At 41.0% G+C, this 12,770-nt stretch carries 12 protein-coding genes; all 12 read right to left on the reverse strand.

The genetic code is table 11. The annotated features are described in order from the left end of the window. Positions 1-122: 122 nt before the first annotated feature. Positions 123-488: a hypothetical protein gene (locus ABD814_RS07095; RefSeq protein WP_344911695.1), complete on the reverse strand. Its 366-nt coding sequence runs from the start codon at positions 486-488 to the stop codon at positions 123-125. A 65-nt stretch (positions 489-553) separates the two neighbouring features. Further along, a complete protein-coding gene (gene spoIIR, locus ABD814_RS07100) occupies positions 554-1,105 on the reverse strand; it encodes a stage II sporulation protein R (RefSeq protein ID WP_344911696.1) in 552 nt (183 codons plus the stop codon). Between the two features lie 61 nt (positions 1,106-1,166). After that, the gene (gene prmC, locus ABD814_RS07105; RefSeq protein ID WP_344911715.1) at positions 1,167-2,018 is read right to left on the reverse strand and encodes a peptide chain release factor N(5)-glutamine methyltransferase; all 852 of its coding nucleotides are present in this window, start codon (positions 2,016-2,018) and stop codon (positions 1,167-1,169) included. Between the two features lies 1 nt (position 2,019). Beyond that, on the reverse strand, positions 2,020-3,090 hold the full coding sequence (prfA, locus tag ABD814_RS07110) for a peptide chain release factor 1 (protein ID WP_344911698.1): 1,071 nt from the start codon (positions 3,088-3,090) through the stop codon (positions 2,020-2,022). 55 nt (positions 3,091-3,145) lie between these two features. Continuing rightward, positions 3,146-3,748: a thymidine kinase gene (locus ABD814_RS07115; protein WP_344911699.1), complete on the reverse strand. Its 603-nt coding sequence runs from the start codon at positions 3,746-3,748 to the stop codon at positions 3,146-3,148. A 106-nt stretch (positions 3,749-3,854) separates the two neighbouring features. After that, positions 3,855-4,100, reverse strand: a complete 246-nt coding sequence (locus ABD814_RS07120) for a type B 50S ribosomal protein L31 (RefSeq protein WP_344911701.1) — start codon at positions 4,098-4,100, stop codon at positions 3,855-3,857. A gap of 1,092 nt (positions 4,101-5,192) precedes the next feature. After that, a complete protein-coding gene (locus ABD814_RS07125) occupies positions 5,193-6,152 on the reverse strand; it encodes a nuclease-related domain-containing protein (RefSeq protein ID WP_344911702.1) in 960 nt (319 codons plus the stop codon). A gap of 71 nt (positions 6,153-6,223) precedes the next feature. Next, a complete protein-coding gene (gene rho / locus ABD814_RS07130; RefSeq protein WP_344911704.1) occupies positions 6,224-7,504 on the reverse strand; it encodes a transcription termination factor Rho in 1,281 nt (426 codons plus the stop codon). Positions 7,505-7,776: 272 nt separating this feature from the next. Continuing rightward, a complete protein-coding gene (locus ABD814_RS07135) occupies positions 7,777-9,060 on the reverse strand; it encodes a UDP-N-acetylglucosamine 1-carboxyvinyltransferase (protein ID WP_344911705.1) in 1,284 nt (427 codons plus the stop codon). A 300-nt stretch (positions 9,061-9,360) separates the two neighbouring features. Then, complete coding sequence (gene fba / locus ABD814_RS07140) at positions 9,361-10,215, reverse strand: class II fructose-1,6-bisphosphate aldolase (RefSeq protein WP_344911707.1); 855 nt, start codon at positions 10,213-10,215, stop codon at positions 9,361-9,363. 243 nt (positions 10,216-10,458) lie between these two features. Next, complete coding sequence (locus ABD814_RS07145) at positions 10,459-10,827, reverse strand: response regulator (RefSeq protein ID WP_344911709.1); 369 nt, start codon at positions 10,825-10,827, stop codon at positions 10,459-10,461. 175 nt (positions 10,828-11,002) lie between these two features. Further along, the gene (gene pyrG / locus ABD814_RS07150; protein WP_344911711.1) at positions 11,003-12,601 is read right to left on the reverse strand and encodes a CTP synthase; all 1,599 of its coding nucleotides are present in this window, start codon (positions 12,599-12,601) and stop codon (positions 11,003-11,005) included. Positions 12,602-12,770: the final 169 nt, after the last annotated feature.

The following is a 12,770-nucleotide window of genomic DNA, read 5'->3' on the forward strand; positions in this document are numbered from 1 at the left end:
AGATAGGCAAAAATTAAGCAAAATCAATGATTAAGAAAACTTTACAAACGCTTAATCATGTAAAATTAAAAGTCGTGTAAGTGTGGGTGGATAACTTACACCCGCCTGTGTATAAGTTGTTGCTAACTGTAGCTATAGCCTAACGTGTCTGTCGCAGTCGTCCAACGCTTAAAACCAAGCAAATTTAATAGCTCAATTAGCGGCTCTTCTTTCGTTTCGACGAGCAAATGATCGGCATCTTGCCGGTCGACCTTTTCGAGAATGTGATAAAAAATTTCAATCAATTGCTCTGAATGATCGAGTTTGGTCACAACAAATTTTGTTAATTTGTATGTGCCCTTTTCTAATTGTTCGAGTTCGACAAAGCCAATGATTCGTTCTTGATGCTTGATTAAATACGTCACAGAGTCGGTTAGATTTTGATTAATTAGATCTTGAAAAGGTAATTCATTTACGCTTTCTTCTGCTTGCAGTTGGGTCAATCGCATCTCAATCGCTCCCTCTCATCGTTTTCTAGTTTAGTCTATGAAAGTTAGCAATCAATCATGATAGATTACTTAAACCATTCGAGAAAAAAGAATGAAATTTTTGGCGCTTCATCTGCTGTTTCTTCCTCGTCGGTTGCGACAGTCGTTCCAGCTGAAAAGTCAAGAAAGCATAATGGTGGAAATAAGACACACCACCAGTTCGAACCTTCCCCTTCACCTAACGTAATTAAAATTGCTTCATATTCTCCAGCCGGATAAACGTAGCGATCATATAGCTTAGCGGGAAATAAAACTTCCGGATTGTAGTCAACAGTGTAGTCAATTGATGAGCCGTGTTCGCGTAATGTGGTCGCGACAATTTGGTCAATTTGATCGAGACGTGACTGAATTTTTTCACGTGCTTGCTCGATGCTCGTCAGCTCTTCAACCCAGTCGGTAATTTCTAAATTAACCGCATCACGAATCGCATATTTTAATTGTTGATCTCTCGGATCGTCACTCTCCGCTAAAATTCTCAGCCTGATCGCCTCATCTGGAATGACTTGATAAGTGTCAGTTCGCGGTTGATTTGTCAGTAAAAGTAGGCATATAATTAGTGCTTGAATCAGCTGTTTCATTTCGTTTCCCCTCCGAAAATTGATCATACGACTAGTATCACCAGAAGGGGAATCTTTTAAACTAGCAGTTTGCGAAAATGATCCGATCTTTTTTGTTAATATCTTGGATCACTTCAACTTTGCTCGTCGGAAAAGCTGACTGAATCAGGCTTTTGACGGCTTCAGCTTGTTGATGCCCGATTTCAAACGCAAGCGCACCAGTCGGTTTGAGCACTGATTTTGCTTGCTCAACAATTGTTTTGTATGCTGCCAAACCTTGCTCGTCAGCAATTAGCGCCAGCTCCGGATCAAAGTTTTTGACGGTGTCTGATAAGGTGCTCCGCTCTTCCCATGCAATGTACGGTGGGTTCGAGACAATCAAGTCAAACTGCTGACCCGAACCGAGCCATTTTTGCAAAAAATCACTTTGATGGAAAACGACGTCCGCCTTGAGATTGACTGCGTTTTGCTTGGCGACGGTGAGCGCTTGTTCGGAAATATCGCTCGCCTCGACTGTCAGCGTCGGGTCTTCTTTCTTCAGTGTGATCGGAATCACGCCACTGCCTGTGCCGATGTCGAGTAGCTTGAGTGGACGCGGTTCTGTTTGCGTTTTTGCTAGGATCAGTTGCACGAGTTCTTCTGTTTCTGGGCGTGGGATTAGCACGTGTTCATTGACTGTGAACTGGCGTCCGTAAAAATGTTCTGTGCCTGTTAAGTGTTGGACCGGTTTGCCTGTTGTTGCGTGCGTTTCGAGATCGGCACGGAATTTTTTGTGAATTACGGGATCGATCGGTTCGTGCAGATTTAAGATCAGTTCTGTTTTGGTAAAATTAGTGTGATGAAGCAAGAGAATCTCAGCGACTTTCGGTTCGCGGTCATGTTGTTCTAAAAAAACAGAAGCCCTATGGAGGACTTCTTGGATTGTCTTGTTCATCTTAGTCACCGATGTGCTCCATTTTATGAGCTTGTTCTTCAATGACGAGCGCGTCAATAATCTCAGCGAGCTTCCCTTCTAAAATTTGATCCAATTTTTGAATCGTCAAACCGATGCGGTGATCGGTGACACGGTTTTGTGGGAAGTTATACGTCCGGATTCGCTCAGAACGGTCACCTGTACCGACAGCCGATTTCCGGTTTTGGTCGTACTCTGCTTGCGCTTCTTGTTGGTACATGTCATAAATACGCGCACGCAAAATTTTCATCGCTTTTTCTTTGTTTTTAATTTGCGACTTTTCATCTTGCATTGAAACGACGATTCCAGTCGGTTCGTGTGTTAAGCGGACAGCAGACATCGTCGTGTTAACACTCTGACCACCCGGGCCAGATGAGGCAAACGTGTCGACGCGGATATCCTTTTCATGGATATCAACTTCAACATCTTCTGCTTCTGGGAGTGCGACGACGGTTGCGGTTGACGTATGAATTCGGCCACCTGATTCAGTCTCAGGGACACGTTGGACACGGTGCGCGCCATTTTCATACTTAAGTTTTGAGTAGGCGCCTTTTCCATTAATCATAAAAATGATTTCTTTGTAGCCGCCAACACCTGTCGAGCTCGCTTCCATAATTTCCATTTTCCAACCTTCAGCCTCAGCAAAACGGTGATACATTCTGAATAGATCACCTGCGAAAAGGGCGGCTTCATCACCACCAGCTGCACCACGAATTTCCATAATAACGTTTCGGTCGTCATTCGGGTCTTTCGGTAACAGAAGAATTTTTAGTTTTTCTTCGAGTTCAGGAATTTGCGGTTCAAGTTCTTCTAGCTCAAGCTGAATCATTTCCTTCATCTCCGCATCTGTTTCCTCTTGCTGCATCTCTTTTGCGCCGTCTATTTGTTCAGTAATATCTTTATATTCACGGTAAGTATCAACAATATCTTGTAAATCGGATTGTTCTTTCGAGTATTCACGTAGATTGTTCGGGTCACTAATGACATCAGGGTCACTTAATAATTCGTTCAATTTCTCATAACGTTCTTCTAGACCTGCTAATTTGTCAAGCATTGATTTCACCTCTTTTATTCGAATCATACACTTCATTATATAATATTGATAATGACTAGGTCAAAATTGTTTTTATTTTAGCTTTGTAGTCAGGCTTCTTTGGCACTTGATGGCATTTTCTGCATCGTGGTTCATAAGATTCTGCCGCCCCAATTTTAATAATCGGATCATCATAATTTGCCGGTTTTCCGTCAATCAGTCGCTGCGTTCTGCTCGCATCCGCACCACATTGTGGACAAATCGCATTCAGTTTTGTGACTGATTCGCTTAGTGCCATCAGCTCTGGCACAACACCAAACGGTTCACCACGAAAATTCGTATCAAGGCCAGCGAGGATCACACGATAACCTTGATCCGCAAGTTGACTAACGAGATCGACGATTTCTGTTTCGAAAAATTGTACCTCATCAATTCCGACAACATCAATTGCTGGGGTGAGTTTTTCAATAATCTCAGTTAATGATTTGACTGGGTGTGCGTTGATTGAATTTCCATTATGTGTCATGATTGTCTCTTTCGAATAGCGGTTGTCGATCGCGGGTTTGAAGACAATGATGTTTTGGTTGCCGTATTTTGCGCGGCGGATGCGACGAATGAGTTCTTCGGATTTTCCGGAAAACATGCTGCCACAGATCAGTTCGATCGATCCTTGTTTCATCGTGTTCAGCCTCCATCTTGTTGTTGTTGGAAAATAAAAAGACAGGCTCGCTTTAACGGTGGCCTGTCTGAGTTTTAGACAGCCGGTGTGGCTGCCGTGATAGTTCTTAATTAATGTTATATTTTTTCTTGAATCGATCAACACGGCCACCAGCAGTATCTGCTTTTTGCTTGCCTGTGTAGAACGGGTGAGATTCCGAGCTGATCTCAACGCGGATTAATGGATATGTGTTTCCATCTTCCCACTCAACTGTTTCTTCAGACTTTTTCGTTGATCCTGTTAGAAACTTGTAGCCAGAGCTCGTATCTAGAAATACAACTTTTTGGTATTCTGGATGAATTTCGTTTTTCATGTGTTCCAACTCCTTTTGCCCTGCATCTTTCGGAAACAGAGTTAATTTTGGCTAGCTTACAACAGCGGGTTAAACTGCTCCAAACTGCCTTTTTACATACTTTTTGATTATACCAGTGTCAGATATACAATGCAACAGTTTTTTATGAAAAATTCACCTGCTCGTCGGGGAGGTTGTGTTGGAAAATATTGGTGAGGTTGAAAAGTTGTTTGTATTTTGAACAGGTTGAGAGCAATTCGGCTAACTTGAGAGCAATTCGATCAACTTGAGAGCATTTCGGCTAACTTGAGAGCAAATCGATCAACTTGAGAGCAAATCGATCAACTTGAGAGCAATTCGATCAACTTGAGAGCATTTCATCTAACTTGAGAGCAATTCGATCAACTTGAGAGCATTTCGACTAACTTGAGAGCAATTCGATCAACTTGAGAGCATTTCGGCTAACTTGAGAGCAAATCGATCAACTTGAGAGCATTTCGGCTAACTTGAGAGCAAATCGATCAACTTGAGAGCATTTCGGCTAACTTGAGAGCAAATCGATCAACTTGAGAGCAATTCGGCTAACTTGAGAGCAAATCGATCAACTTGAGAGCATTTCGGCTAACTTGAGAGCAAATCGATCAACTTGAGAGCAATTTCACTAACTTGAGAGCAAATCGATCAACTTGAGAGCATTTCGGCTAACTTGAGAGCAAATCGATCAACTTGAGAGCAAATCGATCAACTTGAGAGCAAATCGATCAACTTGAGAGCATTTCGGCTAACTTGAGAGCAAATCGATCAACTTGAGAGCAATTCGGCTAACTTGAGAGCAATTCGATCAACTTGAGAGCATTTCATCTAACTTGAGAGCAATTCGATCAACTTGAGAGCATTTCGACTAACTTGAGAGCAATTCGATCAACTTGAGAGCATTTCGGCTAACTTGAGAGCAAATCGGCTAACTTGAGAGCAATTCGATCAACTTGAGAGCATTTCATCTAACTTGAGAGCAATTCGATCAACTTGAGAGCATTTCATCTAACTTGAGAGCATTTCACCTAACTTGAGAGCAATTCACCTAACTTGAGAACATTTCACCAAATCTGCGGATTATTTTTTGTTTAAAATACTTAAATCATACTGAACTGCTTTTTTCCCTACAAAATTCACTGTCGGAAAATCTTTGAGCAAGCGATGGGTTAAACTTTTACACTCCACCCCCAACCACCTTCTTGCGGTGCGGTTGTTGATCGATGTGCCAAATAATCTAGCGTAGTCACGGAGTGCTAAGTGATGCGCGGTTGGGTCGGATAGTCCGCAGGCTGGGCATGTCCATGTTGCGAACGCACGGTGCATAAAAACTTTTCGACAATCGCGGCAGAGGATGCCTGGATTTAAGTCAGAAAGTTGAATTTGGTATTCTGCAATCAAATCAACTGCCAGCGGTTCGTGCAATTTCTTCAGTAATGTTTTCATTTGCTTGAGTTGGTGGTTGTTGTAGCACTGTTGGCGGGATTTTTCCAAAATATTATTGATGTGAAATGAGACTTCTTGGGCGACGATAACTTTTGTTGATGTGATTGATGGGTCGAGTTGGGTCGTGTTGTGTGTAAATGCGACGATTGGAACGATTGGTATAGCTGGGAATCCGTGGCGTCTGAGTATATAGTCGAGTTGTTGTTTTTGGATTTCGACTTGGTTTTCCGGGTTGTCGAAGGTGACTAATTGATTCGAGTACTGCTGGAGATACTGGCCGTGTTGGTTTTTTGAGATTAATCCTTTGCGGTGCTTTGCTTCGATAATGAACAGGATTTCTGGTGTGGCGATGAGGTGGTCAAGTTGGGTAAAAAATGTGCTGCCTTTGAGTCGGAGACCTGCGAAGTGTGTTACTTTTGGCAATCGCATAAATTCAAAATGATAACGGAGATTTTTTTCACCGAGGTAGCCGGCAAAATCTTTTCCTAACTGGGCCGCTAATTCTCGATAAGCTGGAAATGACGGTTTCAGTCGTGGTACAACCGCTTCTAATTGAAGTAATCGCTCGGTTTTTTTAACTAATTGATAAGTCATACGTTCATTCCTTTCAAAATTTTTTATTAAAAACTCTCAACCCGCAAACAGGTTGAGAGTTACAAAACAAATTATGGTTTGATATTTTTTCGTTTCATTTCATCGATGGTTTGCTGATAAAAGTCTTCGTTCGATTTCGTGGAGCGAATTTTTTTCAAAAAGCGTTCGACGAAGTCTGGTGTGTCTTGCATTACTTTACGCATTGACCAAACAATGTCGAGCTTCTCTTGTGAGATCAACAGCTCTTCTTTACGCGTGCCCGAACGCAACAGATCGATCGCTGGGAAAATTCGGCGTTGTGCGAGCTGGCGGTCGAGGTGAAGTTCAAGGTTACCGGTTCCTTTAAATTCCTCGTAAATCACGTCATCCATTCTTGAGCCTGTCTCAACTAACGCAGTTGCGAGAATCGTGAAGCTGCCACCTTCTTCAATGTTACGCGCTGCACCGAAGAAACGTTTTGGTCGGTGAAAAGCAGCTGGGTCGATCCCACCCGATAGCGTTCGCCCACTCGGCGGAATCACAAGGTTGTAAGCACGCGCCAATCTCGTAATACTATCCATCAGCACGACGACATCTTTTTTGTGCTCTACTAACCGCATGGCGCGTTCTAAAACAAGTTCAGATACTTTAATGTGATTTTCTGGAACCTCATCAAACGTCGAGCTAACCACATCAACATCAGGGGCAACCTGACGCTCAATATCGGTCACTTCCTCAGGACGCTCGTCAACAAGGAGAATAATCAACTTAACATCAGGATGGTTTTTCGTGATGCTATTGGCAATCTCGGTCAACAGCATCGTCTTACCCGCTTTTGGTGGTGCTACAATCAAACCACGTTGCCCGAATCCAACAGGTGAAATAATATCCATAATTCGAGTTGAGATTTCTTGAGGTTCTGTTTCAAGGGTCATCATTTTATTTGGGTACAGAGGTGTCAAAGCTGGAAAATGGACACGCTCTTTAGCAAGCTCAGGATCTTCACCGTTCACCGCATCGACATGAAGCAACCCGTAATAACGCTCATTTTCTTTCGGCGGACGAACCTTGCCTGACACTTTATCACCATTGCGCAAATCAAATCGACGAATCTGCGAAGCCGAAATATAAATATCCTCAGCACTCGGCGAATAATTGATCGGCCTTAAAAAACCAAACCCCTCTGACGGAATGATTTCCAAAATACCATCCATAAATAAATAACCACTCTTTTCAGCCTGCGCCTTCAGGATTGAAAAGATCAGCTCCCGCTTCGTTAATTTTGCATAGTAAGATACCTTAAATTCCCTAGCCTTATCGTAGAGATCTTTTAAAGTAAGCTCCTCTAATTGTGAAATTGTTACTTCCGACACGTGATCATCACACCTATTCTTTAATTTAATTTTATTTTAAAAATTGGGAAAATAATTTCAGAAGATTTTATTGAATGACTTCAGAAGTATGCGGTAGATATTTTTATCGTACTCCTTTTTGAAAAAATTTTCAACCGCTTTTGTGAAATAATGACCATTTGGTGGTGTTTCCTCCGCTTTATCGTGGATTTTTAGACATACCTTAACAAGTACGGAGCTAATTTTAACAAAAATAATGCGAACACCCTAAGTTGGACGTTCGCATCGGTCGGTTAATTTTGGGTTTGGCTCAATTCTTCTTCAGTGACGGTCTCTTTCCAAATCTTTGCACCGAGGTTGGCCAATTTATCCGTTAAGTTTTCATAACCACGCTCAATATGTTCAACGCCAGTAATTTCTGTGATCCCTTCTGCCATCAGGCCCGCAATGATCAGCGAGGCGCCAGCACGAAGGTCAGAAGCGCGGACTTTGGCTCCTTGAAGTTTTGTCGGACCATAGACGATTGCGCTTGATCCCTCAACTTTAATTTTTGCGTTCATCCGTCTAAGTTCGTCTGCATGCTTAAAACGCGCACTATAAATCGTATCTGTGACAATCGATGTGCCTTCAGCTTTTGTTAGTAATGCAGTAAATGGTTGTTGCAGGTCTGTTGCAAAACCTGGATAGACAAGTGTTTTAATATCAACAGCAGTCAGGTTATCTGACTTGCGAACACGTAGGTGCTCTTCACCTTCTTCGATATCGACACCCATCTCACGTAATTTTGCAATGACTGGTTCTAAGTGCTGCGGAATCACGTTGTCAATTAAAACATCTTCACCTAAAGCGGCTGCTAAGATCGTATATGTTCCGGCCTCAATTCGATCAGGAATAATTGTGTGCGTACAACCAGACAATGTATCAACGCCTTCGATTCGAATCACGTCGGTTCCTGCCCCTTTGATTTTCGCACCCATACTTGTTAGAAGTGTGGCCACATCAATAATTTCCGGCTCACGAGCAGCATTTTCAATCACTGTTTTTCCTTTTGCTCGAACAGCAGCAAGCATAATATTAATTGTTGCGCCAACACTAACGACGTCAAGATAAATTCTAGCACCGATTAATTCATCAGCACGGAGATAAATGGCTCCTTGTTCGTTGGTGACTTTTGCGCCAAGTGCTTCAAAGCCTTTAATATGTTGATCGATTGGACGCGGGCCAATGTGACATCCACCTGGTAGCCCAATGACGGCACGTTTAAAACGACCGAGCATTGCTCCCATAAAATAATAAGATGCACGGAGTTTTTTTACTTTGCCGTTTGGTAATGGCATTGAGGTCATTTTTGTTGGGTCGATATGTACGGTACTGCCGTCGCGTGTGACTGTACCGCCGATTTCTTCAATTAATTCGCTTAAAATCAAAATGTCTGAAATATCAGGCAGGCCTTCAATACTGACCTCTGAGTCTGCTAGGATTGTTGCTGGTAGCAGGGCTACTGCGCTGTTTTTTGCTCCGCCAATTTTTACCGTTCCCTTTAAAGGTATACCACCTTCTACAAATAATTTATTCATAATCGATAGCCTCACTTTTTATAGTTGTCGTCTCGTTTCGTTACTTATAGTGTATACGTTCTTGTCGCTTTGATTCGTGGATTTAATCATCTGTTTAAAACATTATCTTATTGTCTTATGTGAACCAAAATTACTTATTCTTTTCCATTATACGAATAAATTGCTTATGTATCCAGTTTATTTTAAAATAAACTGTTTTATAACAGGCTATGATGAAAAAGGAGTTGTCACAAAAGCAGTTAACTTTTATAACAACTCCATCTATTTCAATCGACTATTGATTACTCACGATCGTAAAACTTACGCTTTGTTAGAAGAACCAAATTCACGCATTTTACCAATAACAGTCTCTTTAATTGTATCACGAGAAGGTCCGAGGTATTTACGTGGGTCAATCATATCTGGATTCGCAGCTAAAACTTCACGTACAACTTTAGTTTGTTGGATTTGGTTCTCAGTGTTGACATTAATTTTTGCTGTTCCGAAAGAAATTGCCTTTTGAATATCTTTTAATGGGATACCTGTTCCACCATGTAATACAAGTGGTACACCAGTTGCAGCACCGATTTCTTCCATCTCTTTAAAGCCTAGGTTCGGTTCACCTTTGTAAGTACCGTGTACAGAACCAAGCGCTGGAGCTAATGTATCGATACCAGTACGCTCTACTAGTTCTTGACATTCTTTAGGGTCTGCATACATAACGTCACCTACAACGCCATCTTCTTCTCCACCAACGATTCCTAGCTCAGCTTCTACAGAAACGCCGTGTAAGTGAGCAAGCTCAACAACTTTTGAAGTTGTTGCAACGTTCTCTTCAAACGGATCGTGTGATGCGTCAATCATTACTGATGTAAAACCAGCGTGGATTGCTTTTGCACACTCATCAAAGCTTGAACCGTGATCTAAGTGAATTGCGATTGGAACAGTCGTTCCTTGCGCTTCCATTACTGCTGTTACCATTGCAACGACTACATTGTAGCCACCCATGTAACGAGCTGCACCTTCAGAAACACCTAAAATTGCTGGAGATTTTTCCTCTTCTGCTGCTTGTAAAATAGCTTGGACATATTCTAAGTTGTTAATGTTAAATTGTCCGACAGCGTATTTTCCTGCTTTTGCATCTTGAAGCATTTGCGTCATTGATACTAATGCCATGAATTGTTCCTCCTAAGAATTAAGAAATTATTGATTCATATTTTGGCATGGTCAATTAAAATTGAACATGCTGTTATATCCAGTCAAAAAAAGTTCATTGATTGGCTACTCTAATAGCATACCAATTTCGATGAATCGGTGCAATAGAACTACAAAAATGTAAGCGATTTCGTCATAAAATTTTAACAATTCGGTTTGGATTTAAGTTAAAAATAGGATTATATGGTATATATAGATAATAGCTTATTTGTTATTTTCCAATAATTGGTTAATTGTGTTTTTTGCTTCAATAATATTAAATGGTTTAGAAAAGTACGCTTTGACTGTTTTCATTTTTTTAGCCGTTGATTTTACGGATTCGATCAGACCACTCATGATGATCGTTGGAATTTGATAGCCTTTTTCTTCGAGCAGTTCAATGATTTCTGTTCCGCTTTTAATTGGTAGTTGATGATCAATAATAATTAGGTCGGGTTGATTTATTTCTATTTCTGCCATTGCACTTATGCCATCTTCGAAACTTTTTGCATGATAACCTTCGTTGCGAATAACTTCTTCAAGTAATAGTCGAATGCCTCTTTGGTCGTCAATAATCAATACTGTTTTAGTCACATGTTTTCCCTCCATCTCTTGATGTTAAACAAAATTTTATCTTTCTGTGGGTGTTAATGTATTTTTACAGTAACTAAACATATTAAATTAGATCTTATTCGGATGGAGCCTTTTCATGCATTATGAAATAAAAAGTGATGAATGGCGTTGGTTTTCATTCATCACTTTTGCATGATTATTTATCGACAATTGCTCCGACAAAGCTTGAGAACAATTGATGTGGTCTCGTTGGGCGTGACTTGAATTCAGGGTGGAACTGTGTTGCGACAAACCATGGGTGGTCTGCTAATTCAATCACTTCAACTAGGCGATTGTCGGGACTTGTGCCAGACAGGACTAAGCCGTTTTCTTCTAAAACTTCCCGGTAATCATTATTCAATTCGTAACGATGACGGTGGCGCTCGTGAATCACGTCCGCTTGATTATATGCTTGTTTAATTTTTGAGCCGTCTTTTAAGTGACAAGCGAATAAACCAAGGCGTAATGTGCCACCTATATTCTCCAAGTCTTTTTTATCTGCTTGAATATCGATAATGGGTTCAGTTGTATTTGGATCAATTTCTGTTGAATGTGCGTTAGGTATGTTGAGTACATTGCGGGCAAATTCAATTGTTGCTAATTGCATTCCTAAACAGATTCCTAAGAATGGAACTTTTTCTTCACGTGCATAGCGAATGGCTTCAATTTTACCTTCAATACCACGATCACCAAAGCCACCTGGAACAACAATCCCATCAACATCTTTTAAGTAAGCAGAAGCATTACCGTTAGTGATGTCTTCTGAATTAATCCATTTAACCTCAACATCAACGTCATGTGGATAGCCAGCGTGTTTTAACGCTTCGACAACTGAAATATAAGCATCAGGTAATTCAATGTATTTTCCGACTAAACCAATCGTTTTCTTGCCAGATAGGTTTTTAACTGTTTCCGCTAATTTTTCCCATTCAGCCATATCTGGTTCAGGGCAATTCAGGCCAAAATGGTCACAAGTGATTTGATCGAGCCCTTGAGCTCGTAATGAAAGTGGGATATGGTAAATCGTTTCTGCATCTCTTGATTCAATCACATTTTCCGTTTTAATATCACAAAATAGGGCAATCTTTTCTTTCATTTCTTGATTGACTGGCATTTCAGAACGTAAAATAATGACATCTGGTTGAATCCCTAATGAGCGTAACTCTTTTACGCTATGTTGCGTTGGTTTTGTTTTTAATTCACCAGCCGCTTTAATATATGGAACGAGTGTTGTATGAATGTACATTACATTTTCTCGGCCAACTTCATTTTTAATTTGACGGATCGCTTCTAGGAATGGCAGGGATTCAATATCACCGACTGTCCCACCGATTTCTGTAATCACGACGTCTGCATGACTATGTTCGGCAGATTTGAACACTTTATCTTTTATTTCATTTGTAATGTGCGGAATCACTTGTACCGTTGCACCCAAGTAATCACCACGACGTTCTTTTTTAATGACTGAAGAGTACACTTTCCCCGTCGTAATGTTTGAGTATTTCGATAGATTAATATCAATAAAACGCTCATAGTGACCAAGGTCTAAGTCTGTTTCAGCACCATCATCAGTCACAAAAACTTCTCCATGCTGATATGGACTCATCGTACCTGGATCCACGTTAATGTATGGATCAAATTTTTGAATCGTTACATTTAGTCCACGATTTTTTAACAGTCGACCTAGTGAAGCTGCTGCAATTCCTTTTCCGATTGATGAAACAACTCCACCCGTTACAAAGATGTATTTTGCCACGATTTATCTCGCTCCCTTTTCATAAAAAATACTTATCTACTTGTAGATTATCCAAGCAGAACGGTTATATGTTTGTTAAATACTCTACGCTTAAGTATAAAAATTGAGATAGGGGGAGGTGACTAACCTCCGTCCCTCTCACACCACCGTACATACGGTTCTCGTATAC

It is taken from the genome of Amphibacillus indicireducens (genome assembly GCF_039539605.1).
In the GTDB taxonomy this organism is placed as follows: domain Bacteria; phylum Bacillota; class Bacilli; order Bacillales; family Amphibacillaceae; genus Amphibacillus; species Amphibacillus indicireducens.

Bases quoted from the DNA above. Each gene is read 5' to 3' on its own strand.
- spoIIR (WP_344911696.1), bottom strand. From the start codon at position 1,105: ATGAAACAGCTGATTCAAGCACTAATTATATGCCTACTTTTACTGACA.
- ABD814_RS07125 (WP_344911702.1), bottom strand. From the start codon at position 6,152: ATGACTTATCAATTAGTTAAAAAAACCGAGCGATTACTTCAATTAGAA.
- ABD814_RS07095 (WP_344911695.1), bottom strand. From the start codon at position 488: ATGCGATTGACCCAACTGCAAGCAGAAGAAAGCGTAAATGAATTACCT.
- ABD814_RS07120 (WP_344911701.1), bottom strand. From the start codon at position 4,100: ATGAAAAACGAAATTCATCCAGAATACCAAAAAGTTGTATTTCTAGAT.
- ABD814_RS07115 (WP_344911699.1), bottom strand. From the start codon at position 3,748: ATGAAACAAGGATCGATCGAACTGATCTGTGGCAGCATGTTTTCCGGA.
- fba (WP_344911707.1), bottom strand. From the start codon at position 10,215: ATGGCATTAGTATCAATGACGCAAATGCTTCAAGATGCAAAAGCAGGA.
- prfA (WP_344911698.1), bottom strand. From the start codon at position 3,090: ATGCTTGACAAATTAGCAGGTCTAGAAGAACGTTATGAGAAATTGAAC.
- ABD814_RS07135 (WP_344911705.1), bottom strand. From the start codon at position 9,060: ATGAATAAATTATTTGTAGAAGGTGGTATACCTTTAAAGGGAACGGTA.
- prmC (WP_344911715.1), bottom strand. From the start codon at position 2,018: ATGAACAAGACAATCCAAGAAGTCCTCCATAGGGCTTCTGTTTTTTTA.